Source organism: Paenibacillus sp. HW567 (assembly GCF_000374185.1).
Lineage (GTDB): Bacteria > Bacillota > Bacilli > Paenibacillales > Paenibacillaceae > Paenibacillus_AQ.
The window spans coordinates 2938348-2964631 of the sequence record NZ_KB910518.1 but is presented as its reverse complement, the minus strand read 5'-3'; the positions used below and the strand labels follow the sequence as shown (position 1 = coordinate 2964631).

The following is a 26284-nucleotide window of genomic DNA, read 5'->3' as shown; positions in this document are numbered from 1 at the left end:
CGGAAGCATACGCCTTACAAATTAATAAAAGCCTCCTGACTGTTGACCTCTCCGTTCAGCAGCCCGTTGTCACTCAGCCACTTCTGCACCTTGTCCCAGGACTCAGGGTCCTGATAGCCAAAGGGCACATCGCCTGCATCCATCAGCGGCAGCAGAATTTCCAGACTTGCAGCTTCAATGTCCTTGTCGAGCGGGGCTGTGGCGTCTTCATGCGCCAGCAGCAGTTCCAGCGCCTGCTGCGGCTGCTCTTGGACGAACCTCTGTCCCTTGCGTGCCGCGTTAATGAACTTCTGGATATCGGCCTTCGAATTTTGCAGACCCTGTTCGCTGGCGACAAGCACCAGCTCATAATAGTCGGGTACGCCATAAGCTGTCGGATCTAGGGAGGTTACAGGATGGCCTTCCTTTTCCAGAATCAACTGCTCATGGTTAATGAAGCCGCCGATAATCCCGTCTACCCGTCCGGTGGAAATGGCGGGAATCAGGTCAAAGCCCACATCAATCAGATTGACGGCGGCAGGATCGCCTCCATCGGTTCGAACCATAGTTTTGAGCATCGCTTCATAGAGCGGAACGGAGGAATAACCGGCCGCTTTGCCCGCCAGATCTTTAGGGCTCTTGATCCCGCTGTCTGCCGGAACCATCAGGTGGTTCAGCGGATGCCTCACGATGGCGGCAACGGATTTGACCGGAATCTGCTCTCCGCGGGCCATCAGCACCTGCGGCTGGTAGCTTAGGGCCAGATCAACTTTTCCTGCGGCCACCAGCTTCAGGGCGTCATTGCTGTCAGCGGGCATCTGGATATCCACGTCCAGGCCTTCTTCGGCAAAATAGCCATTCTGCTGAGCGGCATACAGGAAGGTGTGGACCGCATTCGGATACCAGTCGAGCATGATGGTGAGCTTGTGGCGCGGAGCGCCTTCTTTGGCCGCAGCGGAGCCGGAAGGGGCAGTACTGTTGGCTGGCCCACAGCCGCCGGCAGCAACTCCAAGACACAACAGCAACAAGAGGGGAGCTAGGGGCAGCTTCCTTTTCCTCACAGAATTTACGTAGCGGATGATTTTCACCGATAAATACCTCTTTTCTTCAAAATGATCCGTTCAAGCAAGGTTATGCTTAAGAACAAGGTGACACCGAGCGCGGACAGCAGGACAACGGCGGCGAACATTTCTGCGCTTTGCAGATTTCCGGCCATCCGGCGGCTGAAATAACCAAGACCTTTAGAGCCGCCCAGCCATTCGCCAATGGTTGCGCCAATCACGCAATAGACAATGGAGAGCTTGAGTCCTGAGAAAAAAGCAGGCAGCGCCGGTGGAATCTGCGTCTTCTGCAGAATCTGCCAGCGGTTCGCGCCAAGAGTCAGCAGAAGCTCCCGGTATATCGCCCCGCTTTTATGCAGACCGTCATAGGTCCCCACCACCACCGGGAAAAAGGCAGTCAGGAACACCACCGCAACCTTGCTCCACAGCGTATAGCCGAACCACATAATAAAAATGGGCGACAATGCAATCAGCGGAACCGTCTGGCTGATAACGAGCAGGGGATACAGCGCCTTTTCCAGCGGAGTGAACATGTGCATCCCCGTCCCCAGCAGCAAGCCGCAGCTTACCGATAGGCCAAACCCGAGCAGTACCTCCTCCAGCGTCGCGGGCAAATGCACTCCGAACAGCAACCCTCTTTGCCGGACAAGCGCCATGAAGATGGATGAAGGAGCTGGAAGGATGAACGAGGGAATCAGCTCCAGGCGCGCTGCGGTCTCCCAGGCGACAAGAGTAAACACTGCCAGCAGAGCAAAAGGCCCGTAATTGCGAAATGCTTTTCTACACCATGCGGCTTTCATGCAGCCTCCGCTCCAAATCCTCCCGCAGGGCGACAAACTGCGGTTCATAGTTCATTTTGTAATGTCTCGGGCGCGGCAAATCTACAGCCAGCTCCTGCAAGCCGCCGCCTGCCCCGCCGGACATCAGATAGATCCGGTCGCTGAGCAGCAAAGCCTCCTCCAGATCATGCGTGATGAACAGCACTGTCTTCTCCAGGCTGCTCCACAGCGAGAGCAGCCAGCGGTGCAGTTCGCGCTTTGTAATCGCATCCAGCGCCCCGAAGGGCTCATCCAGCAGCAGCAGTTCATTCCCGGCGGCAAGCGTGCGCAGCAGAGCAACCCTCTGGCGCATCCCGCCGGACAGCTCTGCGGGATAGGCTGCCTCTGTTCCCGCCAAGCCGAAACGGGCCAGCATTTCACGGATCTGCGTTGCAGCCTCGGCCTTACTGCCAATCTGCTTCAGCTCCCAAGGCAGCAGGCAGTTGTCCAGCACAGTCCGCCAGGGCAGCAGGTCCTGCTGCGGCATATAGGCAACTTGCCCCAATCGCGAGGAAGGCTCCCCGGAGAGTTGTCCGTGAATTCTGATCTCACCGCCGGAATGGGGCAGAAGCCCGGCAATAATCTTGAAGAGCGTGCTTTTGCCGCAGCCGCTGGCCCCGACAATGGAGATGAATTCGCCCTGAATGACGTTCATAGAAATCCCGGAGAATACCGGAGCCTTGGGTGATGCTTCAAAAGAATAGATCAGGTCAGTAATAGAGATCATATTCGTATGCAAGCAAAGCCTCCTTCGTATGTAGCGATACTTAATGGACACAATAAAGACCCATCCGTCTCTGGAGGAGACAAATGGGTCCGAAAGGTTCAGGCAGACAGCATAAAGCGGTACCGCTGAGCCATTCTGTTCCACTTCCCTCCGCTGGTATGATCCAGATCAGGTTCCAAGGGTCCGAAGCTTAAGGCTTCGTCTCAGTCGGCAGACTCCCCTAGTGAAATAACAGGTCGATATTGAATTCACAATTGCTACTTAATATATCATATTCAGGCTTGATGTCAACGGACGAGTTGAGTGATCCGCCTGTCATTGGGGATGCTAATCCCAAGGATTATTCAGAGGAGAGAGGACATCAATCATGAAAAAAATAAGCCTGACCATAATGCTGCTGCTTGCGGTGATACTGGCGGCGGCCTGCGGCAACAACACAAGCAACAATGCGGCAGAGCAGTCTACTGCGGCAAGCGAAGGTACAGCAACAACTGCTCCGGCAGGGCGGAACAGCCTTGAGACTATAAAAGCAAGCGGCAAGCTGCGTATTGGAACCGAAGGAACATACGCTCCTTTCACTTTTCATGATACCTCCGGCAAGCTGACCGGATTTGATGTGGAAATCGCCGGGGAGGTATCCAAGCGGATAGGGGTTAAGCCGGAGTTTTTCGAAACCCAGTGGGATGGGCTTTTTGCTGGTATGGATGCCAAGCGGTTTGATGTGATCTTTAACGAAGTGTCAATTACGGAAGAACGCAAGGTCAAATATGATTTCTCTGATCCGTACATTGTCTCCAAGGCAGTGCTGATCGTCAGCGAGAAGAACAAAGACATTACATCCTTTGCAGACCTGAAAGGCAAAAAAGCTGGCCAGTCGCTGACCAGCAATCTATCCGCTATCGCCCGCGAGAACGGTGCTGAGATTGTGGCTATTGAGGGTTTCAGCCAGGCCATTGACCTGCTGATCTCGGGCCGGATTGATGCAACCGTGAATGATGGTCTGTCCTATCTGGATCTGAAAAAGCAGAGACCGGATGTGAAGATTAAAGTTGTCGATGAGATCGCAGCAGGCTCACATAGCGCGGCCACCTTCCTGAAAGGCAATGAAGAGCTGGTGAAGGCGGTAAACGAAGCACTGTCAGCCATGAAAAGCGATGGGACGTACCTGAAAATTTCCGAGAAATATTTCGGTGCTGATGTATCCAAATAATAAGCGTTGTGTTTGGGGGTGGCCCCTAAACCCTGAACCCTTGGGAAGGATGTCTGCCGAATGGATGACCGCAAAATACAGATTTTCCTCGATTCCATGCTGCCCCTGCTGAAAGCCGGGGTGGCTTTTACCATTCCGCTGGCTGTAGTCTCCTTCATTCTGGGACTGCTGCTTGCCGTGTGTACCGCACTCATCCGGCTTTCGCCGTGGACGCTGCCGAAGCTGATTGCACGTTTCTATGTATGGATCATTCGGGGAACACCGCTGCTGGTTCAGTTGTTCATCATTTTTTATGGCTTGCCGGCAGTGGGCATCCTCCTCGATCCGTTTACTGCCGCTGCGATTGGCTTCACGCTCAGTGTAGGCGCTTATTCCTCCGAGATTGTGCGGGCTGCGGTACTGTCCATTCCAAGAGGCCAATGGGAAGCGGCATTTTCTGTTGGAATGACCCGCGGCCAGGCGCTTCGGCGGATCATTCTGCCCCAGGCAGCGCGTGTTTCGGTTCCGCCTTTGTCGAATTCTTTTATCAGTCTGGTGAAGGATACCTCGCTTGCTGCAACGATTACTTATGTGGAAATCTTCAGAACCGCACAGCAAATAACTGCAGCCTCCTATGAGCCGCTGCTCCTGTACACCGAGGCTGCCTTATTTTATCTGCTGTTCTGTTCCGTGCTGTCAGTGCTGCAAAACTACCTGGAGAATCGGCTTGACCGTTATTCGGCAAGATAAGGAGGAATATTCCGTGATTGAAATCCGTGATGTGCATAAATTTTTCGGTTTGCTGCATGTATTGAGGGGGGTAGATCTCACCGTCGAGGACGGCAAAGTGCTGGTGATCATCGGGCCTTCAGGCTCCGGCAAAACAACGCTGCTGCGCTGCTTCAACCTGCTGGAGCGGCCTGACCGGGGAATCTTGAGGCTGGATGATTTGCAGCTTGAGTTTACACCGACAAGTACTGTCCCGCAGCGTTTGGTATTGGCGCTTCGTCAGCGGACGGGCATGGTGTTCCAGTCCTACAATCTGTTTCCGCATATGACCGCGCTTGGCAATGTGATGGAGGGACAGGTCACCGTCCAGAAACGCCCGAAGGCGGAGGCGCGTGAGCGGGGAATCGAGCTGCTAACGAAGGTTGGCCTGGCAGACAAGGGGGATGCTTATCCGCATCAATTGTCGGGAGGCCAGCAGCAGCGGGTGGCTATTGCCCGGGCAATGGCGGTGGAGCCGGAGGTGCTGCTCTTTGATGAGCCAACGTCCGCGCTTGATCCCGAACTGGTAGGCGAGGTGCTGAAGGTGATCCGGCAGCTTGCCGCCGAAGGCATGACGATGGTTATCGTCACCCATGAGATGAAATTTGCCGCAGATGTGGCGGACCAGATGGTTATGATGGATAACGGCGTTATTTTGGAGCAGGGCACGCCACAGCAGGTGCTGAAGCATCCAAGGAATCTGCGTGCCTTGCAGTTCTTGAACCGGTTAAGCGGTGAGGAAGAATAAAAAACGGCAGTTCAGGTGGGGAATCCCCACCCGGACTGCCATTGTGTATCTAGCTGTTAGCTTTGTTGCGCTGTGCCGGATTGCAGGTATTCCAAAGCGTTATACAGCATGACGGCTGCTTCGGCGCGGGTAATTTCGCTTTTTGGATTAAATTTGCCGCTGGCATCCAGAGTGTTGATCTTGTATTTCAGCGAGCGCTGGATGCTTCCCTGATAGGAGGGTTCCAGTGCATCCGCATCCTTGATCTCGACCGGAACAAGCTTGATCATCGGCAGATTGCGGGCCTTCTCAATCCCTTGAATCAGCAGATTGGTGAACATTTCCTTGGTAATCGGTTTGGAAGGATCAATATCGGGAGCAATTTCGATGCCATTGTAGTGGGCGTTGATGAAGGCATCCGCATACCAGGCATTGTCTTTGACCTTCGTAAAAATCCCGCTCGCCACAGGCGCCTTATTGAAATCAATTGCCGCAAGGCTAAGCTGCAGGCCGCCGGAGATAAACTGTATGCCTTGGGCTGTGGTTACCTTGGCTCCGGGCAGAAACTGGGTATCGGAGATGCCTTTGATCAGGCCTTGCTCTTTCAGGGAGCTGATTTTGTCCTTGCCGGCTGCGCTGTCAATGTCCTTGAAGCTGCTGTCAGCGGCATAAATTTGCCCTGCTAGTGAGAACGAAAGAAGCGAAACGGTTGTAATTGCTGCAAAAACACTTTTTTTGATCATCATCTGAATTCCACCTCTATCAGTAGGGTTAAGGCCGCTTGGCCTGTTCAACTCCTCTGACGGAGCAGATTATGGAAAGGTTGCAGGCCACCCTACATCGTTTCTTGAAACAGCAGGTTCCGGTAAGGATATTCACTGAATCTGGTATGGAATAGCAGCGCTACTCCATGCTCTTCTATCGTCACCGATTTCAGTGAATCGGCCTTGACCAGCCCGCGGACCATAACATCTACAGCTTTATTGTCCTTCCGGCGGATTGCGGCTGCGAAGCTTTTGGCGAAGGTGGGGCTTGCAGCCAGCTTGCGGTACAGCGGGATTACTGCCAGGGCTAATCTGCGGTGCGCCTGCGTATCAAATGTGAACTGCACCGAACCCGGCGGGATTGTCGTTCCGTTCGTATAGTAATCAACCGGCGGCGGAAAAGGAAAGGAGATGAAGTAGCCGATGCCGTTAGTTCCGAAATGCTCCACCTTGGCGAGTGCCGGAATCCGGGCGAGCAGCCTGCCCATCCTGCTAAGATCTGAGGTAACAACAGCGGTTGTCCATTGCGAAGCGAAGCTGCGGCTGCCGGCGATTTTCCGGTAAAAAGGCAGCATCCTCCTGGAGACCTGGCGCAGAACACGTCCTGTTACAAGAAGCTGGGGTTGCTTGAGGTTTACTTTTACCATCCGAACCATCCTCACTTTGTTAAATCATCTGTCTATTTAAGGTATGGAACGGGGGCTTTGAACGGTTTGGGCAGATGCTTAATCTGGCAGGATGTCAGGCGAAATTCTTTCAGAGGGCTGCTGCTGAATTCCACGAAGGAATGGTATAATAAGGTCAGCGCACTTTTCAATGGCGGGTATTTTTGTTATGCTTATATCGTAACGATTACTAATTAAATTCTAAGTTTGTGCTTTCTGAAAGGTGGGAGACTAAAGGTGAACCCAATCGCTAAGATCAGCCAGCAGTTCGCTGCGCAAAATTATAAATTGACCCCTCAGCGTGAGGCTATCGTCCAAGTTTTGCTTGATAATGAGAAGGACCATTTGAGTGTAGAAGAGGTATACATGCTGGTGAAGAGCAGCTATCCGCATCTTGGACTTGCGACGGTATACCGTACGCTGGAGCTGCTCTGTGAGCTTCATATTGTCGAAAAGATGAATTTCGGCGATGGCGTTGCCCGCTACGATCTGCGCGATGATGACCATGCCCATATGCACCACCACCTGATCTGCAATGTATGCGGCAGGCTGGAGGAAATCAAGGATGACTGGCTCCTTGAGCTTGAACGGCGGCTGGAGCGTGAGTACGGGTTTGTCGTTACGGATCACCGGCTGGATTTCAAGGGCACTTACAATACATGCAAACGAAACGGCTGCAAAGGCGAAAAGGAATGCCGGGCGGTATCATGAGCAGGTTCCAATGCCCAGAAAAGTAGACCATGATGAACGGCGCAACAGATTGGCGGAAGCCGCATGGCGCATTATCCGCCGGGAAGGGCTGGAAGCCGCTTCAGTCCGGAATGTCGCAAAGGAAGCGGGAATGTCGCTTGGTTCGCTGCGGCACTATTTTGCAAGCCAGTCCGATCTGCTGACATTCTCGATGAGGCTGGTGTCCGAGCGGGGATATAGCCGTATTGTAGGTTATCAGACCACGGGCAATCCCCGGAAGGATGTTGAGTACCTTATTGGCGAGCTGATGCCGCTGGATGAGGAGCGCAGGGCCGAGGCGGAGGTATGGCTGGCTTTTGTAGGCAGAGCGGTTACCGATCCCGGGATTCAGTCGTTGAAGCAGGAAGTGCATGATGGGCTGTATTTAGGATTTCGCCAGATGATGGAGTATCTGACCGCTGAACAGGTGTTAAGAAGAGGACTGGACCTGGAACTGGAGATTAAAGTGCTCCACGGTCTGGTGGATGGTCTCGTACTGCATCATGTGATCCACCCGGAGCAGGTTACGCCCGAAGATATCGTGAAGCTGGTCTCTTATCATTTGGACCGCCTACTGGACTAGTAGAGCGTCAGATTTACAATGGTGGAGTAAGGAGCATGGGATGCCCGAAGGACGGAAAACGTGGAGCGATTCTCCCTCAGGTGTACCCTTCCCGGACGGGGTTCGTTCATAAATTGACGTTTGGCCCGGCGTTACGGACTGAGGTGCACTTCATTCGGATGAGAGTCGCGGCTTGGGTATGTTACGGACACCACGGGCCTTATGATCGAATATTCCGCTCCTAAATGTTCCTTGGAGAGATCATAAGCGCCCGTCGGTCTGTTAAGCCGCAACAAGTGGCGTTTTCTTGAAAATAACGGCTCTCAGGTCCATAAGGAGCCGACTTGGCTGCTGCGGTTTTCTCTTCAACAACCCCTGATTGGATGACCTCACCGACAGAGTTAGCTCTGATGCTGGACTAGCTTCAAGCTTATCAACAAAACGGCATTTCAAGAGCCTGCGGTCAGTGCTCTGAAATGCCGTTTCCTTTTCATAATTTATTGATCGCTTATGGTCTTGACGGCACAAAGGATTTAATCCATGTTCCGAAGCTGCCCGGGTTGCGGGACTGCACCAGCACCACGCCTTCGCCACGGAAGCGGCAGACCAGAGCTTCGCCGCTTGTTAAGCTGTTCAGCCAGCCGGAGGCGGCTTTTTCCACCTTGTAATTCATATAGTCCGGCCAGGCCACCAGATGCCCGTTGTCGATAATCATTTCCTCACCCGGCTCCAGGTTAATGGCATGGATGGCGCCGAATGAAGAGAGGAACACAGTCCCGCTGCCGCTGATCTCCACAATGAAAAAGCCTTCGCCCGAGAACAGGCCCCGCGTCAGATTCTGCATCTTCGTATTGACCTGAATGCCTTGAGTACCGGCAAGGAAGCCGTCCTTTTGCACATACAGCTTGTACGACCCGTCCAGCTCAATCGCCTGAATGTCGCCGATGGAGCCGGGGGAGAGCAGCACCTCGCTTTGACCTCTGGTTGCCGTCAGCTCCTGGAAGAAAAATTTCTCCCCGCTGAGCATTCTGCCCAGACCCCGCATCAGTCCGCCGTCTACAGTACCCCTTAGCTCAACGTTCGGGGACATGGCGACCATTGCGCCCATCTCCGCTTTGACACTTTCTCCCGAATTCAAATGCACCTTGAGCATTGCAAAAGCGCCTTCATATAAAATATCGTATTTCATGGGTTCTCCTCCGCATCTGTTGAATTACAGCCTTTCCCAGTCCTTGTACAAATCAAGGATACTGTAAGCGGACCTGCTACTGCAAGCCGAGAGTGAGCGGCAAATGATTATAATCAACTATACCGGGAAATAGCTGCGGGAATATGTTAAAATTAAAATATCGGCGGGCTTCCGCGAGTCTTATGCCGACAAATTATATATTAAGGAGTGTTGCCGTCATGGCACGCACAAAAACGCAAAAAGCTCTTCTCAAAGCGGAACGCTCAGGTGCCTGGTGCGCAGAACGTAACCGCAGAATGAATCAGGACTTTGGAGCAATCTCCCAGCATGAACGAATCACCCCCGGCAAACGCCAGCAACTGCATAAGGTCAAACACAAGGAGCGGATCTTTCAGGATGACGCTCCTTTTACATATCCAAACCTCAGATCTTCTCTCTGCTGTAGATGCGGTATTGCTTGGGAGACATCCCGAAGCGGCTCCGAAATACACGGTGAAAATAGGTATAGTTCGCGAAGCCGCAGGTTTCGGAGACATGCTCCAGCGGCATAGGGCTGAAGGTGATTCTCTCCCGCGCCATCTCCAGTCTGACGTCATTTACATACTTCACAATCGTGGTGCCAAAAGCCTCCTTGAACAGGTGGACCGCCCGCGAGACGGAAATATCGACATATCCGGCCACGTCCTCAAGGCGGAAGGGGTACGCGGCATGCTCCTCTACATATTGCTTCATGCGGTAAGCCAGGTAGCCCTTGGCCGAAACCGCGGGCTGCTCAGACATCAGCCTGTCGATTTCGAGACAAAGAATCTGCAGATAACAAGCGGAAATCTCCGGTGACGAGTCGGAAAGCCTCCGCTGTTCAAGCACAATTTGGCGGAACAGGCCCAGAAAATTCTCACTGTGGGGGACATGCAGAAGGGCGGGCCGCTGCTTGCGGGTCCACCATTCCTCCATCCACGGCCCTCCGCAAAAGATATGATAATCGCCGCTTTCGACCCGCGGTTTGCCTACCGGATGGCTCTCTTTGTCGATACTCAGGTAGTAGGGATCACTTGGCCCAAACAGCATCAGATCGCCGTTCTCCACGCTCTGGACCGTACCGTCAATCATGGTCCGGCTGCGTCCTTCGGTCTGAAGGCGCAGAAGATAATACTGGACGCCTTCGCTGCGGGACATGTGGAATGGCTTACGGTGAAACGAGAAGCCTGCGGAAAGCACGTGGCAGGGTGAAGTAGGTGTCATAGGTCCTCCCGGGTAGCGTGATATGTTTTTTTAAATGTTAAGCAGATTGTTCATGTTTTAATCATATTATTCATTTTATTATATACGCTTTCATATTACTATGTACCTGAGCGAAAAACATATAAAAGATGTGGAGAGAGCTGTATTTCGGCTCTGAAGGCCGGAAAGGCCGGCTTATGGAATTGCGTGGATAGGTGAAGAGAATAAGGGGCATCCGGGCAGTGCAGCCCTTTTGTTCAGGTTAAGTGAATTTAAACCCAGGTAGGAGTGAGATGAAAATGCTGAAGATAGGCTTGCAGCTATATACGCTGAGAGAAGAACTGGAACAGGATTTCGAAGGAACACTACGCAAGGTGGCGGCGCTGGGATACAGCGGTGTGGAATTCTTTCACTTTTTTGGCCGCTCGGCAGAAGAAGTGAAGGCACTGCTTCAGGAAACAGGACTGGTTGCTCTTGGAGCACACCGTCCGTATGATGCCTTGCTGAATGATACAGAGCAGGAGATCAGCTATAACCTTGAAATAGGCAACCGCAATCTGATTGTGCCTTATTTGACGGAAGAGCAGCGCAATTGGGAAGAGGTAGCTGCTAACCTGCGGGCAATCGGAGAGAAATGCAATGAACGCGGGGCCGTGCTTTCATATCACAATCATGATTTTGAATTCACGGAGCATTTTGGCGGACGCACCGCCTTTGACGGCATTTTCGAGGAAGTGCCTGCGGAGCTTCTGCAAGTGGAAATGGATACCTGCTGGGTGTATTATGGCGGCTATGATCCTGTGGCATACATCAACAAGTATGCGGGACGCCTGCCGATCATCCATCTGAAGGATATGAAGAAACGTGAAGACGGCTCGGCAGAGACGGTTGTGCTGGGCGAAGGGGAAGTGGATCTGGCTGCGATTGTGGAAGCCGCCGCAGCAGCGGGCGTGGAATGGGCGGTAGTGGAGCAGGATTATTGCAGCCGTTCACCGCTTGAGAGCGTCACGGACAGCATGAGATGGGTTAAAACTTACGCAAGCCAAGGAGGAAAAATTCATGTCTAACAAACTCAAAATTGCCATTATCGGTTGCGGTGGTATCGCAAACGGCAAACATATGCCAAGCTTGTCCCGTCAGAAAAATGCCGAGATGGTAGCATTCTGCGACATTATAGAGGAACGCGCACAGGAAGCGGCGAAAACTTACGGTACTGAAGATGCCGCGGTGTATACTGATTTCAGGGAGCTTTTGGCAGCAGGCGGATTTGACATTGTGCATGTATGCACTCCGAATGACAGTCACTCTGTGATTTCAGTAGCTGCGCTTGAAGCGGGCAACCATGTATTGTGTGAGAAGCCAATGGCCAAGACCACTGCGCAGGCTCAGGAAATGCTCGACGCTGCGCGCCGCACCGGCAAGAAGCTCTCCATCGCTTACCAGAACCGCTACCGTTCAGACAGTCAATACCTTAAGGGTCTATGCGAAAGCGGAGAGCTTGGCGATATCTACTATGGCAAAGCGATTGCGCTGCGCCGCCGTGCCGTTCCAACCTGGGGTGTGTTTCTTGACGAAGAGAAGCAGGGCGGAGGTCCGCTCATTGACATTGGCACCCATGCGCTTGACCTGACCTTATGGCTGATGGATAACTACAAACCGCATATGGTTGTCGGCTCGACCTTCCACAAGCTCGGACAGCGGAAAAATGCAGCCAATGCTTTTGGCCCTTGGGACCCGGAACAATTCAAGGTAGAGGACTCTGCGTTTGGCTACATCACAATGGAGAACGGAGCGACTATCACGCTGGAATCCAGTTGGGCGCTCAATGTATCCGAATTCGGAGAAGCCCAAACCTTGCTCGCCGGAACCGAAGGCGGCGCGGATATGAAAGACGGTCTTCGTCTCAACGGCGAACGTGCCGGGCACCTGTATGAAACCAAGGTCGACCTGTCCACAGGCGGTGTCGCCTTTTACAGCGGGGAAGCGGAAAATGAATCGGATCGTGAAGCCCGCCTGTGGCTGGAAGCGGTAAGTGAAGATAAAGAGCCGGTCGTTAAGCCGGAGCAGGCTCTTGTTGTGACACAAATTCTCGAAGCAATTTATGAGTCGGCACGTACAGGCCGCGCGGTATATTTTGACGGAAGTTCGGACAACTAAGGAATAGCTGTACAAGCGGACCGGAAGAAATTAATAGGGGCAGAAGTGACGGAGGGGAAGTTTGGATACTTACGGAGCGAAAGCGACCCCTGAGAGCTTTTCGTAGGCAAGCTGGCCGTATGATTAAGCTGTCTGCGGATTTCAACCGCGAAGAACGGTAACAATCAAGAAATCTGTAGACAACAGCGGCCGGAATTCCAAACATTCCCCGCAGTTATGCCCAGCCCCTATTATGATGATTTGGTGTTCAGCTTGTATAAGTCACATTGTTAGTAACAGGAGTGGAGACCATGAGTTCAGACAAACATTCCGTAGTCATCGTAGGCTACGGTGGAATGGGAAGCTATCACACCCAATTGATTGAAGAGAACGGCCGCCTGAAGGTGGCCGGAACGTTCGATCTGCTGCAGGACCGCCGCAGCGCTTCGGAGGCGGCGGGATATCCCGCTTATGCCAGCTATGAAGAGGTTCTGGCTGATCCGGGTGTTGAGGTTGTATTAATCGCTACGCCGAATGATGTGCACAAGGATATTGCCCTCTCGGCATTCAGAGCAGGCAAGCATGTGATCTGCGAGAAGCCGGTAGCCTTATCTTCAGATGAGTTCATTGAGATGGCCAAGGCGGCAGAAGAAGCCGGGCGTGTGCTGATGGTGCATCAGAACCGGCGGTGGGATGAGGATTTCCGGATCATTAAGGAAATGTACGACAAGGGGACAATCGGCCCGTTGTTCCAGCTTGAATCCCGTGTGCATGGCGCGAACGGCATTCCCGGTGACTGGCGGCATGTTAAAGAGCAGGGCGGCGGCATGCTTCTGGACTGGGGCGTACATCTGCTGGACCAGCTTCTGTTCATGATCGACAGCAAGGTTGCAAGCGTAAGCAGCAATCTGAGCTTCATTCTCGGCAATGAAGTGGATGACGGATTTGATGCGGTCCTGCAATTTGAGAACGGGGTCCAGGCGGTTGTTGAAGTGGGCACTACCAACTTCATTACATTGCCAAGATGGTATGTAAAGGGTACTGAAGGAACAGCGATTATCGAAGACTGGTCCTTGACGGGAAGAATTGTCGCCCGCAACCATGAGAGCGAGAGATTGGAGCCAACGCCGATTCGTGCCGGAGTAGGCCTGACCAAGACGATGGCCCCTCCTTCGGAAGGCTCAACAATCACCGAAGCACTTCCGCCGGCAGCGGAGCTGTCCTCCAGCTTCTACGACAACTTCACGGACGTCATTGAAGGTACGGCAGAGCCTATCGTCAAGAATACCGAGGTGCTGCGTGTGCTGAAGCTGATCGAAGCTATTTTTGCGGCTGCGGAAACCCATCAGACCATCAAGGATTTTGACATATACGGGAAATGACAGATATAAGATGAACTTAATCTAACCATAAAAAAGGTAGGAGTGCGGAGGGGAAGTTTGGAACTGGAGGAGCGGTAGCGTCCGCCTTTATGTTTGGATTTCCACCGCGATCAGCGGTTCCAATCAGAGAAATCCAAACATAACAGCGGCCGGAAGTCCAAACATTCCCCGCAGTTACGACCAAACCTAATATGAATCCACGAAAGGCGGCAGGGATATGAAGCTTGGTGTGTTTATGGTATTATTCGGGGGCCGCAAGCTGGAGGATGCGCTGGATTATGTGGCTTCCAAAGGGCTGAAGGCTGTAGAAATCGGCACTGGAGGCAATCCGGGGAACAGCCATTGCGATCCCAAGCTGCTGCTGGAGAATGAGACGGCGCTGAAGGAATTTAAGGCTGCGGTGGAATCGCGCGGCCTTATGATCAGTGCGCTTAGCTGCCACGGTAATCCGCTGCATCCGCAGAAGGAGCTTGCCCAGAAGGATCATGAGGATTTCGTCAACTCCGTCAAATTGGCGCAGAAGCTGGGAGTATCCGTTGTGAACACCTTCTCCGGCTGTCCGGGCGATCATGAGGGCGCGAAATATCCGAACTGGCCGGTAGCTCCTTGGCCGAATGACTATCAGGAGATTCTGGCCTGGCAGTGGGAGAACAAGGTGATTCCGTATTGGACTGAATGGGGGGCATTTGCTGCCCGGCATGGGGTCAAGATAGGCCTTGAGCTACATGGGGGATTCTCTGTGCATACCCCCGCTACTCTGCTCCGTCTTAGAGAAGCGGCAGGGGAAGTGATCGGCGCGAACCTTGATCCTAGCCATATGTGGTGGCAGGGCATTGATCCCGTACAGGCGATTCATATTCTTGGCCGCCAAGGCGCCATTCATCATTTCCATGCCAAGGATACCGTCATTGATCCGGTAAATGTGAACAAATATGGCTTGACCGATATGCAGCCTTATACGAAGATGCTGGACCGCGCCTGGCAGTTCCGTTCGGTCGGCTTCGGCCATGATGTGAAGGTCTGGGCAGACATTATCAGCGCCCTCCGTTTGGTCGGATACGACTACGTTGTCAGTATTGAACATGAGGATGGCCTGATGTCCGTAGAAGAGGGTTTCTCCAAAGCCGTGAACAATTTGCGCCAGGTGCTGATTGAGGAACCTCTTGCGGAAATGTGGTGGGTCTAAAGCATGGAGAGCTTCACTAAAGTCAAATTAACAGATTTCCAGCTAAGTGCTTTAGTAGCAGGCACCTTCGGGACGGAGACGGCCATAACCGGCAGCACAGAGCTGACCGGGGGATTTTTTAATACAGCTTATGATATTGAATTGAGGGGCGGCCGGCATGCCATTCTGAAGGTTGCTCCTGCAGCGGAGACAGAGACCTTAAGCTATGAAAAGGACATTATGCGGGCTGAAGTGGAAGCTCTTCGTCTGGTCCAGGCGTCAGGAACCGTTCCGGTTCCTGACGTGTATAGCTTCGATGAGAGCTGCCGGATGATACCGTGTCCTTATTTTTTCATGGAGAAGGTTGAAGGCCAGCCCTACTCTGAAGTGAAGGATAGCCTTTCGGAAGAGCAAAGAGCTTCGATAGAATACGAAGTGGGCCGTTATCAGCGTTTGATTAATGAGATCAAGGGAGACAGATTTGGCCTCTTCGTTCAGCATGACGGGAAGACAAGTACGGGCTGGCGTGAGACATTTACGGCTATGATGGATAGTGTATTTGCTGATGCTCGGCGGCTGCAAGTCGTGTTGCCGGCTTCGGTTGATTCGATCAAGCGGAGCCTTGAGAAATATCTCCCAGCGCTTGATGAAGTGACTGAGCCCCGTCTGGTCCATTGGGATTTATGGAATGGCAATATTTTTGTCAAGGATGGGATTGTTGTCTCGATCATTGATTGGGAACGGGCTATGTGGGGAGATGTGCTGCTGGAGTATTATTTCCGGCATTTTGAGAACTCGCAGGCATTCTTTGAGGGCTATGGGGCCAGAATGGACAGTCCTAATGAGAAGCTTCGCCTCAAGCTGTATGATTTGTACCTTGATCTGATTCTGGTTGTTGAGTGTTATTCCCGGCTATACAAGGACGAGAATCATGTACGCTGGGCTTTCGATAATCTGACAGAGACCCTGAAGTCATTTGATGGTATTATAGAAACAACCGTATAGCAAATCAGGCGGCCGATTCTCTGTGGAGACTCCGGCCTTCTTGCCTGTATAGATAATGGAGGGAATATTCCTGGAAAGCGCAACAAAAAGTAAACTGACTTCCCGGCAGCAGGACTTGATTGTGAAGTCGGCTTTTGGAAGCGAGGTAACCATTCTTGAGCGGAAGGAGCTGACCGGCGGATATTTTAATGCTGCGTATGATATGCTCCTCTCGGATGGCCGGGAGACGATTCTCAAGGTTGCCCCGTCAGATGATACTGAGATTCTGAGCTATGAGCGTAATATTATGATGGCAGAGGTTGACCTGCTGCGGCTGATTCGTTCCAAAGGAACCGTACCGGTTCCCAAAGTGTACATCTACGATAACAGCCGGACTGTAATTCCGTTCGACTTTTTTTTCATGGAGAAGGTTAGGGGCGAGCCTTACAGTGATCTCAAGGATACCTTGACACCTGAAGCGAGAGCGGCAATTGAAGCTGAGTTAGGGCGGTATAACCGGTTCATTAATGAAATACGCGGGAAGCGGTTTGGCATGTATAGTGCGCCTTCTCATAGCTCGGATGATTCCTGGCGTGATACCTTCGGCCGCCTAGTTACGGCGCTGCTCGATGATGCTCAGCGTCTGGATGCACCGCTTCCGATCCCGAGAGAAACAATTGAGGCGGAGATGGCCAAGCTGCTGCCCGCACTTGATGCTGTGACAGAGCCGCGTCTCGTGCACTGGGATTTATGGGATGGGAATGTGTTCGTGCGCGATGGCCGGATTGTTGCCCTGATTGATTGGGAGCGCGCGCTATGGGGCGATCATCTTATGGAATATTATTTCCGTTATGTTGAGGATACAAGACACTTCTGCCGCGGTTATGGCGGGGGCTTTGACAGCCCGAATGAGACCGCCCGCAAAAAGCTGTACGACCTGTACATCGACCTGATCTACTTCATTGAATGTTATTCGCGCAAGTATGACAGTGAAGGGCATTTGGAATGGGCTCACGGCAATTTGCTGGAGGGCTGGCAGAGATTCTTGAGCGTGTAGCTCTGGATGGGCAGCGGGGAGCACTACAAGAATACATGCACAGAATTGTTACTAAATATGGTTGTTTTCAGAAAAATCTTGACGTAAGCGCATAAACATAGATAAAATAATACTTATTGCTTGTTTGCGTATTGAGAACTATTATCACAATTTGAAAAGATGCAGAGAGGGTGACAGAATGGAGCGCCTTTTAGAGGTAAAGGACCTGGCTATATCATTCAGAACACGCGGAGGCGAAGTACAAGCAATCCGTGGTGTCAGCTTTCATGTTAATAAAGGAGAGACTCTGGCAATTGTAGGTGAATCCGGTTCCGGCAAGAGTGTAACCTCCCAGGCCGTGATGAAGCTGGTTCCCCAGCCGATGGGTCAATACAAACGCGGACAGATTCTGTTTGAGGGTCAAGACCTAATTAACAAGAACGAGAAGCAAATGCAAAAGATTCGCGGCAAAGAAATTGGGATGATCTTCCAAGATCCGATGACCTCATTGAACCCGATGATGAAGGTCGGCAAACAAATTACCGAAGTGCTCTTCAAGCATGAGAAAATCTCCAAAGATGCCGCATACAAGCGTGCTATCGAGCTGCTTGGCCTGGTGGGAATCCCTTCACCGGAGCGGCGTTTTCAGCAGTATCCGCATGAGTTCAGCGGCGGGATGCGGCAGCGTGTCGTTATTGCCATGGCGCTTGCAGCGAACCCTAAGCTGCTGATTGCCGATGAGCCGACAACCGCGCTCGATGTGACAATTCAGGCGCAAATTTTGGATCTGATGAAGGACCTGCAGAAGAAAATTGACACTGCGATTATTTTCATCACCCATGACCTCGGGGTCGTAGCAAGAATGGCAGACCGTGTTGCCGTTATGTATGCCGGACAAATTGTTGAAATGGGTACAGCCGAAGAAATTTTCTATGATCCAAGACATCCGTATACTTGGGGTTTGCTCGCTTCCATGCCAAGTCTCGAGAGCAAGGGCTCCTTGCTTACAGCGATTCCCGGCACACCTCCCGATCTGATCAAACCTCCGAAGGGGGATGCCTTTGCACTTCGCAGCACTTATGCCATGAAGGTTGATATGGAGAAGGAGCCGCCAATGTACAAGGTATCCGATTCGCATTTGGTGAAATCCTGGCTGATGCACCCGATGGCTCCGGCGGTAGAACCGCCAGTAGTGGTGAAGAAGCAGCATCGTGAACTGAAGAACAATTATCCTCAGCCGGTTTTGGTTGAAAATCCCTCCGAATATTAATTTAGAGCTGCAGGAGTATTCCAGATGAACCAGCGTCAGGCCGTTAAGTCGGCCTGGCGCTTTTTTGTACCGGACTAGAATCTTTATGTTTATATAAACATAAAATAATACAAATATATATAAATAAAAGTATTGACTAATTCATCATTTCACAGCAAAATGTAAGGGTATACATAGGAGGCTGGAGAATGAGAAAACGAACGTTAACCGCAGTGCTATCCTTATCCTTGCTAGCAGCGTGCAGCAGCAGTAGTGTCCCTAAGTTTAATAATGTATCCGTACATGATCCATCGGTAATCAAGGTGAATGATACGTATTATGTATTCGGCTCCCATCTGGCTTCGGCCAAATCCAAGGACCTGATGGACTGGAAGCAGATTTCTTCGGGGGTGGAAGACGGGAATGTGCTCATTCCTAACGTTACCGAGGAATTAAGCGCTGCGCTGAACTGGGCTCAGACCGATACCCTGTGGGCGCCGGATGTCATTCAACTTGCGGACGGAAAATTCTATATGTATTATAATGCCTGCCGCGGGGATTCGCCGTTGTCGGCAATGGGGATCGCCGTGTCCAGCAAGGTAGAAGGACCGTACAAGGACATGGGAATCATTCTGAAATCCGGCATGGCCGGTGCTGGCAATGACGGAGAGAGGTACGACGCCACTATGAAGCCGAATGTGGTGGACCCTGATGTGTTTTTTGATAAGGACGGCAAGCTGTGGATGGTCTACGGGTCTTACTCCGGGGGGATCTTTATTATGGAGCTGGATGCCGCAACTGGCTTTCCGCTGCCGGACCAGGGGTACGGAAAGAAGCTGCTGGGCGCCAATCATGCCCGGATTGAAGGACCGTATATGCTGTACAGTCCTGAAACGGATTACTACTATCTCTTTCTGTCTTATGGGGGACTGGATGCGAAGGGAGGCTATAATATCCGTGTAGCCCGCTCGAAGAATCCCGACGGACCATTCGAGGATTCCGAAGGCAAAGCAATGCTTGATGCGCAAGGCACAAAGGGAGTGCTGTTCGATGATAAAGCCTACTCGCCTTACGGGGTGAAGCTGATGGGCAATTTCGAATTTCTGAATACGGACGGCGAACCGGCAGCAATTGGAGCAGGTTATGTATCTCCCGGCCACAATTCGGCATACTACGATGCCAAGAATGGAGATTATTATTTGATTTTTCATACCCGCTTCCCTGGACGTGGAGAGGAGCATGAGGTACGCGTACATCAGATGTTCATGAATAAGGACGGCTGGCCGGTTGTTGCTCCACATCGCTACAGCGGGGAGAAGATAGGGGAGTACACAGCCGATGACATTATCGGAGAGTACAAGCTTGTGAATCACGGCAAAGAGATCACAGCGAAGATTGCTCAATCCCAGCTCATCCAGCTAACTGCTGACGGTAAGATTACAGGAGCGGCCAAGGGAACCTGGGAGCTCAGTGATGCCCATAACGCAGAACTGACGATTGATGGCGCTGTATATAGCGGCGTATTTCTGCGGGAATGGAATGAAGCTGTAAGCAGCAATATTATGACGTTCACGGCGGTGTCCGAAGCAGGTATTTCCATTTGGGGAAGCCATGTATCGGCTGGGAAGAAGTAGCAGCCGGTCCCGGCACATCATTGAATATGGCGCTGAATGCTAAAAACCTTCAGATTATCGTGATGAGCGGTAATCTGGAGGTTTTTTGTTGTTATTCCTCCTCATACTTGCGCAGGACAATCACAGCGTTATGTCCTCCGAAGCCAAAGGAATTGGATATTCCGATATTTAGACTGGCTGCACGGGCCACGTTGGGCACATAATCCAGATCACAAAGCTCATCAGCCTCCTCCAGATTAATTGTAGGCGGGATGATGCCCTTCTGGAGGCTTTGGAGCAGTGCAATGGCCTCCAGGCCGCCTGCTGCACCCAAAGCATGCCCGGTCATTGACTTATTTGCTGTCACCGGAACACGGTAGGCTTCTTCACCGAACAGCTTTTTGATCGCCATTGTCTCCGAACGGTCTCCCACCACGGTGCTGGTTGCATGGGCGCTGATCACATCCACATCTCCAGGCTTGATGCCAGCTTCGTTCAGCGCCAGCTTCATTGCCTGATAAGCCCCGATTCCTTCGGGGTGAGTAGCCACCATATGATAAGCATCCGAGCTTGCACCATAACCGGTTACTTCACCGTAAATGACGGCATTTCTGTGCAAGGCATGGGAGAGCGACTCCAAAATAACAATGCCCGCGCCTTCACTGATAACGAAGCCGTCGCGGCTGGTGTCAAAAGGCCGGCTCGCTTTACCCGGCTCATCGCACCGCGTGGACAGTGCTGTCGCATTTCCGAAGCTGGCCAGAGAGATTTCGGTAATTGCAGCTTCGGTGCCTCCGGCAACAATAACATCGGCGCCGCCGTAACGGATCAGCCGGAAGGCTTCGCCAATCGCCGTGTTGCCTATAGAACAGGCGGTAACCGGAGATAAGGCCGGCCCTAGCGCCCCCAGCTTAATACTGATTAACGCCGAGGCCATATTCGAGATGAGCATCGGAATGAGAGTCGGGCTGATCCGCTCCGGTCCGCGCTCCCGCAGCAAATCCCCCTGTTCCATCAACGTCTGGATGCCTCCAACACCGGAGCCTACATATACACCCAGCCGCTCGCGGTCAATCTTGCTTAGCTGCAGCCCGGAATGCTCCCAGGCCTCCTCCGCAGCAGCCAGCGCGAACTGGCTGAACCGGTCCATCCGCCGCGCCTCCTTGCGGCCAAATCTTGCTTCCGGGTCGAAGTCCCGCACAACACCGGCTATCTTGGTCTTTAAATGTGTTGTATCAAATGAAGTGATCGGTGAAATTCCCGATTGACCGGCAACCAGGCGGCTCCAGAACTGCTCCACAGAATTTCCAAGCGGCGAGACGAGGCCCATGCCTGTAATAACTACGCGTTCCATAAGTATCCTCCTAAAAAGCTTAATAGCAAATTTGGGTCTTTTACGACAAAACCGGCATCCTAAGCAACTCCGCGCCAGTAATGGTTATGCCTGTATTTTTCCATGGATTTTATCCTATTACAAGTTGTCATTTATCATAGTATAATTACTACTATTCTCAGCATAGGATAAAGAAGAGGGGTTAACATCATGTCCAATCAAACAAGGCTTCAAGCACTATCGGATTTCCTGAAATCACGGCGTGCAGCCATATCTCCCGCCTCCGTGGGACTGCCTGAGGGCACGCGCAGAAGAACCCCGGGGCTGCGCCGGGAAGAGGTTGCGCAGCTCGCAGGGGTAAGCAACACATGGTATACATGGCTGGAGCAGGGCAGGGATATAAAGGTATCGCCATCGGTGCTGGATTGCATCGCAGCGGCTCTGCAACTGACCAAGGATGAACGGAGCTATTTGTTTGCATTAGCTTTGGAGAACGGCCCTGGAGCAGCCGCTTATCCGCAGGAGGAGCCGTCTGTTATCAGTGCTTCACTGCAGAAGATTCTGGATGAGCTTACCACCTGCCCTACCATTATTTCAGACCGCCGCTGCGGTATTGTGGGCTGGAACGAGGCGGCTGCTCATGTATTTCTGAACTTCGCTAAGCTGGTGCCGGAGGAACGGAATATGATCGCATTATTATTTGCCCGCAAGGAATTTAAGCGGCTGGCGGTGAACTGGCAGCAGTTCGTCAGAGGTTTTTTAGCCATCTTCCGTGCCTATTACGGGCAGTATGTGGAGGATCGCTGGTATGATGATTTTATCGCGGAAATGAAGGGGCAGCATCCAGAATTCAATGCGTTGTGGGAAGAGAGAGAGGTCAGCTCAGCCCCCGATGTGGTGCTCGAATTCCGTCATGCCAAGGCGGGAAAAATGCTGTTCCATCTGACCTCACTCCAGGTCCAGGGCAGCACTGACTTGCGTTGCAGCATTTATACGCCTGCCGGAGATTCCAACACGGAAGCCAAGCTTCGGCAGCTTATGGAGCAGCATATGCTGGAGTGATGATAAAATTATTTTATGAATTCATAAAAAACTATAAATATGCAATGTAACATTTGGCGTTTATACTCCTAATATGATGTTAACTTTTATTGAACCGGAAAAGGAGCAGACAACCATGGCAAAAGTGACCGGATTGGAAGGCGTAGTGGCAGGGGAGACAGATATCGGGCTGGTGGATGGCGAGAGGGGCTATCTGGTATACCGGGGGTATTGGGCCAAAGAACTGGCAGTGACCCGCAGCTACGAGGAAGTGGCTCATTTATTGTGGAATGGTCATCTGCCGTCAGCGGAAGAACTGAACCTGCTCAAGCAAGAAATGGCCGCAGCGCGCTCAATGCCGGAATATCTCTGCCGGATGATTGACCTGCTGCCTGCTTCGGTGCCCCTGATGCTGGTGCTGCAAAGCGCAGTAGCTGCCTTGGGAGAAGGCAACGCTGCCTGGCCGCCCACGCAGAAGCAGGGGATGAGGCTGACGTCGGTTCTGCCGACTATTATTGCTTACAGATATCGTAAGCTGAACGGATTAACACCTGTGGAACCGTTATCAGAGCTTGGGCACGCTGCTAATTACTTATATATGCTAACTGGTGAAGTTCCGGCAGATACCCATGTAAAGGCTCTTAGCGCCTATATGATCCTCTGCATGGAGCATGGCATGAATGCTTCAACCTTCGCCGCCCGTGTAATTCTCTCCACCGAATCGGATATGTGTGCGGCGGTTAGTGGGGCTATTGGGGCCATGAAAGGCCCGCTGCATGGCGGAGCCCCTTATGAGGTTATTTCCATGCTGGAGGATATTGGAACGAAGGAACGCGCTGAACCATGGCTCCGCCATGCGCTGAACAGCGGAACGAAAATCATGGGCTTTGGACACCGGATCTACAAAACGAAAGATCCGCGCGCCGAAGCGCTGCAGATTGCCACTCAAGAGATGATTGGCAATGATTCTTCCTTTGACCTGGCTCTTCATGTGGAGGCAACTGCGATCCGTCTGCTTGATGAATATAAGCCTGGACGCCGGCTGTTCACCAATGTTGAATTTTATGCCGCCGCAATCCTGCGTGCGCTTCATCTTGCTCCGGAGATTTTCACACCAACCTTCACGGCCGGAAGAATCGTCGGCTGGACATCGCATATTATGGAGCAAGCGAAGAGCAACCGGATTTTCCGTCCGCAATCGGTCTATACCGGTCCGATGCCTGAAGCGGAGTTCTAGGAATCTGTCTGCTATGTAAGCCTGAACAACTATAAACATCCCCGGCTGATTTCCAGCCGGAGATGCCTGATCAGGGAATGATCATGAGAGAGTATGAGGGGAATACTCTAGCATTTTAGAAATCGGAAGTTGCGACTTGAATCGTGCCGTTTGCTGTGCCAGCGCCTGGATGGAGCAAAGCAGCAACTAGCAAGCTACGAACAGCAAGGGTAAGACTGTTAAATGCAGGGATGGTGTAAGTGATGACAGGCGCGTCGACACGCGTAAGGACCAATTCCACCGGGGAAGCAGAAGTGTTGTTTACTGTGACAGCGGCGTTGATGCCCCCTGCCAGGTTTTCATAATAGGATTTACCTTCACCGGCAGCAAGACTGAAGATTTGTTGAGGTAATAAGATAGCCATGGTAACGACCTCCTTTTCGTTTGATAGAATATTGTATTCGCTAAATCTACTATTGCTTTGACGAATGCCTTAGGAGATTGGCACAATTTAGAGGACAGGCTTCAGAGCTTGCAGATAACTGAGTTAAATAAGGAGAATAACGATGATCAAGCTGGTTTCGTGGAATGTCAACGGGTTAAGGGCATGTGTGAGCAAAGGCTTCAATGAATATTTCAAAGAAACTGCTGCGGACATCTTTTGTGTGCAGGAGACGAAGCTTCAGGAGGGGCAGATTGCTCTGGAGCTGGGAGAAGAGTACGAACAGTATTGGAATTACGCAATCAAAAAAGGCTATTCCGGAACAGCGATTTTTACCAGAATCAAGCCTCTCTCCGTAAGATACGGCATGGAAGAGAACTCGGAGCCCGAAGGCCGGATCATTACTTTGGAGTTCAATGAATTTTATCTTGTTAATGTGTACACTCCAAATGCCAAACGCGACTTATCCAGGCTGGACTATAGAATGGAATGGGAGGACCGGTTCAGCAGCTATCTGCAGGAGCTGGACAAGCATAAACCGGTGCTGGTCTGCGGAGATCTCAATGTTGCCCATCAGGAGATTGACATCAAGAATGCCAAGCCTAACCGGGGAAATTCGGGATTTACCGATGAAGAACGCGGGAAAATGACACTGCTGCTGGAATCAGGCTTCATAGATACCTTCAGATACTTCCACCCCGATCAGGAAGGGGCCTATAGCTGGTGGTCTAATATGCCCAAGGTGAGAGAGCGTAATGTTGGCTGGCGTATTGATTATTTTCTTGCTTCATCCCGTCTTGCACCGAATTTATCCAAGGCGGCAATAGATTCCAGCATACTTGGCAGTGATCATTGTCCGGTAGTACTGGAGCTGGAAGCGGAAGAAGAATAGATTCTGTAGATACAAATAAAGGCCATATCGTCCCGGCAATCGGGAGATATGGCCTTTGACTTGCGGTACTGACGGATATGTTCGCACACAATTTCTCTGCTCTACACGGCACTATGAATAAGCGGAATCAGCCAAAGAATCTGAGCCTGAACTGTGCTGCATTTCCGGCCAGGTGATGACACTGCGGGTCCGGCTTAATCTTTCATAGACCAATTGCGGGTTCCGCTTGAAAATCCGGATGATTAGGTGGATGAGAAAAATGAAATCTATTAAGAGCGCCAGACCGCGCAGGTCGGCTGGCCACAAGATTCCGCCAATCAGCATTCCATACAGCAGGATGTATCTCACCACAAGCTCCCCTGGACGGCTGCGTCCTTCCAGTCCGCTTATGCGAATGCGTACGATCCATTTTCCCAGCGTCCGCCCGCCGGTCAACCAGGGGAGCAGCACGAAATACACGGCGGTTGTTATCCAGTAGGCGCCTTGTACGGACCACCAATTGAGCGCCAGAGCGACAGGCATCCAGACCATCGCGTCCAGCATAAAAGCAATGCCCCGGCGTGTATAGGTGACTCTCTTGGCGGATAGATCCACCTTGCTGTCAAGCTGTTCGATGCGCGGCAGCAGCCCCGACACCCATAGCGCAATTCTATACCCGGCAATGCCGCCCAGTGTGTTGGTAATCAAATCATCGACATCGAAGATACGGTAAGGATAATCGAAGAAACCGTAGATTCCCGTAATCTGTGTAACCTCAAAACAAAGGGACAACGCGAAGGACAGCAAAATGCAAACCACCCACCGGGTGCGGAAATAGTAGCCCAGGAACAGGCCAAAGGGTACGACAAGGGCCACATTGAACGCTGCCTGCAGAAAAGCCGGTTCGTGAAGAAGCGTCAGATAGGTTGACGGATCATTTGCCTTCAGAGCGGTACTTTGCTTGATATCTTGAATGAACTGCAAAGGAATGTGTTGAATCATCGAGCCGGTAGGCGGTGCGTTGTGCCTTGAAGCAGGCATTGGCAGCATAATAAGAAAGAACGCGTTGAGCAAATAGAGCAGCAGCAGATAAAGCACCAGCGCTCTGACCTTGTTGATATAACCATGCCGCCGGTATTGCACAATAAGAAAGGGGAGCGTGAAGAGCAGCGCCGCCAGCGGAAAAAACATAAATGCATGAGAGATAGGAAAAAGATAAGGTTGAAGCATGATCCACCTGCCGTGTGTGAGTTAGTAGTGAGCTGCTCACCACCAAACCATCAGTAATCCTGAATCAGCTTCATGGAGAGCCCTCCACTCATTGGACGTTCATCTCTGCCCTTATCCCTGCAATACATATGAAATAGAATGTGAATATTAAGGAATTGACGGGCTAATCCGGCATACATATGTCTGG

26 protein-coding genes and 1 riboswitch are annotated in these 26284 nt (G+C 51.8%); of the genes, 16 read left to right on the top strand and 10 right to left on the bottom strand.

Going from position 1 to position 26284, the window contains the following annotated elements; genetic code table 11:
- Positions 1 to 14 precede the first annotated feature (14 nt).
- Genes B212_RS0113470 through B212_RS0113460 form a run of 3 tightly spaced genes read right to left on the bottom strand, consistent with a single transcriptional unit; the run spans position 15 to position 2597 of the window.
- Complete coding sequence (locus B212_RS0113470; RefSeq protein WP_019911338.1) at positions 15 to 1067, bottom strand: ABC transporter substrate-binding protein; 1053 nt, start codon at positions 1065 to 1067, stop codon at positions 15 to 17.
- Positions 1064 to 1840 carry an ABC transporter permease gene (locus B212_RS0113465; protein WP_019911337.1) on the bottom strand — a complete coding sequence of 259 codons (777 nt, stop codon included), beginning with the start codon at positions 1838 to 1840 and terminating at the stop codon, positions 1064 to 1066. The genes B212_RS0113470 and B212_RS0113465 overlap by 4 nt, the downstream gene beginning before the upstream one ends.
- Positions 1821 to 2597, bottom strand: a complete 777-nt coding sequence (locus B212_RS0113460) for an ABC transporter ATP-binding protein (protein WP_019911336.1) — start codon at positions 2595 to 2597, stop codon at positions 1821 to 1823. Before B212_RS0113460 ends, B212_RS0113465 begins: the two co-directional genes overlap by 20 nt.
- A gap of 116 nt (positions 2598 to 2713) precedes the next feature.
- Positions 2714 to 2817, bottom strand: a riboswitch (TPP riboswitch).
- Positions 2818 to 2952: 135 nt separating this feature from the next.
- On the opposite strand from B212_RS0113460, the gene B212_RS0113450 reads away from it, so the two are divergent.
- From B212_RS0113450 to B212_RS0113440, 3 genes are read left to right on the top strand one after another with little or no spacing between them, the layout of a single operon-like run.
- Positions 2953 to 3795: an amino acid ABC transporter substrate-binding protein gene (locus B212_RS0113450; RefSeq protein ID WP_019911334.1), complete on the top strand. Its 843-nt coding sequence runs from the start codon at positions 2953 to 2955 to the stop codon at positions 3793 to 3795.
- Between the two features lie 60 nt (positions 3796 to 3855).
- The gene (locus B212_RS0113445; protein WP_019911333.1) at positions 3856 to 4524 is read left to right on the top strand and encodes an amino acid ABC transporter permease; all 669 of its coding nucleotides are present in this window, start codon (positions 3856 to 3858) and stop codon (positions 4522 to 4524) included.
- A gap of 13 nt (positions 4525 to 4537) precedes the next feature.
- Positions 4538 to 5290, top strand: a complete 753-nt coding sequence (locus B212_RS0113440) for an amino acid ABC transporter ATP-binding protein (protein WP_028530809.1) — start codon at positions 4538 to 4540, stop codon at positions 5288 to 5290.
- A 56-nt stretch (positions 5291 to 5346) separates the two neighbouring features.
- On the opposite strand, the gene B212_RS0113435 is transcribed toward B212_RS0113440, so the two are convergent.
- Both B212_RS0113435 and B212_RS0113430 read right to left on the bottom strand, forming a co-directional pair.
- Positions 5347 to 6015 carry an S-layer homology domain-containing protein gene (locus tag B212_RS0113435; protein ID WP_019911331.1) on the bottom strand — a complete coding sequence of 223 codons (669 nt, stop codon included), beginning with the start codon at positions 6013 to 6015 and terminating at the stop codon, positions 5347 to 5349.
- A gap of 89 nt (positions 6016 to 6104) precedes the next feature.
- Complete coding sequence (locus B212_RS0113430; protein WP_019911330.1) at positions 6105 to 6680, bottom strand: hypothetical protein; 576 nt, start codon at positions 6678 to 6680, stop codon at positions 6105 to 6107.
- A 255-nt stretch (positions 6681 to 6935) separates the two neighbouring features.
- On the opposite strand from B212_RS0113430, the gene fur reads away from it, so the two are divergent.
- Together fur and B212_RS0113415 are read left to right on the top strand one after the other, a co-directional pair.
- The gene (gene fur, locus B212_RS0113420) at positions 6936 to 7409 is read left to right on the top strand and encodes a ferric iron uptake transcriptional regulator (protein ID WP_019911328.1); all 474 of its coding nucleotides are present in this window, start codon (positions 6936 to 6938) and stop codon (positions 7407 to 7409) included.
- Positions 7410 to 7419: 10 nt separating this feature from the next.
- On the top strand, positions 7420 to 8010 hold the full coding sequence (locus B212_RS0113415) for a TetR/AcrR family transcriptional regulator (RefSeq protein ID WP_019911327.1): 591 nt from the start codon (positions 7420 to 7422) through the stop codon (positions 8008 to 8010).
- Positions 8011 to 8497: 487 nt separating this feature from the next.
- On the opposite strand, the gene B212_RS0113410 is transcribed toward B212_RS0113415, so the two are convergent.
- Complete coding sequence (locus B212_RS0113410) at positions 8498 to 9178, bottom strand: TIGR00266 family protein (RefSeq protein ID WP_019911326.1); 681 nt, start codon at positions 9176 to 9178, stop codon at positions 8498 to 8500.
- 423 nt (positions 9179 to 9601) lie between these two features.
- The gene (locus B212_RS0113405) at positions 9602 to 10420 is read right to left on the bottom strand and encodes an AraC family transcriptional regulator (protein ID WP_028530808.1); all 819 of its coding nucleotides are present in this window, start codon (positions 10418 to 10420) and stop codon (positions 9602 to 9604) included.
- Between the two features lie 278 nt (positions 10421 to 10698).
- Here B212_RS0113405 and B212_RS0113400 point away from each other — a divergent pair, with 278 nt between their 5' ends.
- From B212_RS0113400 to B212_RS0113365, 8 genes are all read left to right on the top strand, one after another.
- The gene (locus B212_RS0113400) at positions 10699 to 11466 is read left to right on the top strand and encodes a sugar phosphate isomerase/epimerase family protein (RefSeq protein ID WP_019911324.1); all 768 of its coding nucleotides are present in this window, start codon (positions 10699 to 10701) and stop codon (positions 11464 to 11466) included.
- A complete protein-coding gene (locus B212_RS0113395) occupies positions 11459 to 12556 on the top strand; it encodes a Gfo/Idh/MocA family protein (protein WP_019911323.1) in 1098 nt (365 codons plus the stop codon). The genes B212_RS0113400 and B212_RS0113395 overlap by 8 nt, the downstream gene beginning before the upstream one ends.
- Before the next feature lie 290 nt (positions 12557 to 12846).
- Positions 12847 to 13917: a Gfo/Idh/MocA family protein gene (locus B212_RS0113390; protein WP_019911322.1), complete on the top strand. Its 1071-nt coding sequence runs from the start codon at positions 12847 to 12849 to the stop codon at positions 13915 to 13917.
- A 217-nt stretch (positions 13918 to 14134) separates the two neighbouring features.
- Positions 14135 to 15103 carry a sugar phosphate isomerase/epimerase family protein gene (locus B212_RS0113385; RefSeq protein WP_019911321.1) on the top strand — a complete coding sequence of 323 codons (969 nt, stop codon included), beginning with the start codon at positions 14135 to 14137 and terminating at the stop codon, positions 15101 to 15103.
- 3 nt (positions 15104 to 15106) lie between these two features.
- The gene (locus B212_RS31420) at positions 15107 to 16087 is read left to right on the top strand and encodes a phosphotransferase family protein (RefSeq protein ID WP_019911320.1); all 981 of its coding nucleotides are present in this window, start codon (positions 15107 to 15109) and stop codon (positions 16085 to 16087) included.
- Between the two features lie 121 nt (positions 16088 to 16208).
- A complete protein-coding gene (locus tag B212_RS31415; RefSeq protein ID WP_232231478.1) occupies positions 16209 to 17123 on the top strand; it encodes a phosphotransferase family protein in 915 nt (304 codons plus the stop codon).
- A gap of 178 nt (positions 17124 to 17301) precedes the next feature.
- Complete coding sequence (locus tag B212_RS0113370; protein ID WP_019911318.1) at positions 17302 to 18372, top strand: ABC transporter ATP-binding protein; 1071 nt, start codon at positions 17302 to 17304, stop codon at positions 18370 to 18372.
- 188 nt (positions 18373 to 18560) lie between these two features.
- Complete coding sequence (locus B212_RS0113365) at positions 18561 to 19985, top strand: glycoside hydrolase family 43 protein (protein ID WP_019911317.1); 1425 nt, start codon at positions 18561 to 18563, stop codon at positions 19983 to 19985.
- Positions 19986 to 20076: 91 nt separating this feature from the next.
- Here the strand turns inward: B212_RS0113365 and fabF are convergent, their stop codons facing one another.
- Positions 20077 to 21318: a beta-ketoacyl-ACP synthase II gene (gene fabF, locus B212_RS0113360; RefSeq protein WP_019911316.1), complete on the bottom strand. Its 1242-nt coding sequence runs from the start codon at positions 21316 to 21318 to the stop codon at positions 20077 to 20079.
- Positions 21319 to 21507: 189 nt separating this feature from the next.
- Between fabF and B212_RS0113355 the strand changes: the two genes are divergently transcribed.
- Positions 21508 to 22359 carry a helix-turn-helix transcriptional regulator gene (locus B212_RS0113355; RefSeq protein WP_019911315.1) on the top strand — a complete coding sequence of 284 codons (852 nt, stop codon included), beginning with the start codon at positions 21508 to 21510 and terminating at the stop codon, positions 22357 to 22359.
- Between the two features lie 115 nt (positions 22360 to 22474).
- Entirely contained in the window at positions 22475 to 23575 is a 1101-nt protein-coding gene (locus tag B212_RS0113350; RefSeq protein WP_019911314.1) for a citrate synthase/methylcitrate synthase, read from the top strand.
- A 115-nt stretch (positions 23576 to 23690) separates the two neighbouring features.
- Here the strand turns inward: B212_RS0113350 and B212_RS0113345 are convergent, their stop codons facing one another.
- On the bottom strand, positions 23691 to 23978 hold the full coding sequence (locus B212_RS0113345; protein WP_019911312.1) for a hypothetical protein: 288 nt from the start codon (positions 23976 to 23978) through the stop codon (positions 23691 to 23693).
- Between the two features lie 145 nt (positions 23979 to 24123).
- Here B212_RS0113345 and B212_RS0113340 point away from each other — a divergent pair, with 145 nt between their 5' ends.
- Positions 24124 to 24888 (top strand): exodeoxyribonuclease III, encoded by a 765-nt coding sequence (locus tag B212_RS0113340; protein ID WP_036669348.1) that lies wholly within the window; start codon positions 24124 to 24126, stop codon positions 24886 to 24888.
- 111 nt (positions 24889 to 24999) lie between these two features.
- Here B212_RS0113340 and B212_RS0113335 read toward each other — a convergent pair whose 3' ends face one another.
- Entirely contained in the window at positions 25000 to 26097 is a 1098-nt protein-coding gene (locus tag B212_RS0113335) for a VanZ family protein (protein ID WP_019911310.1), read from the bottom strand.
- Between the last annotated feature and the right edge of the window lie 187 nt (positions 26098 to 26284).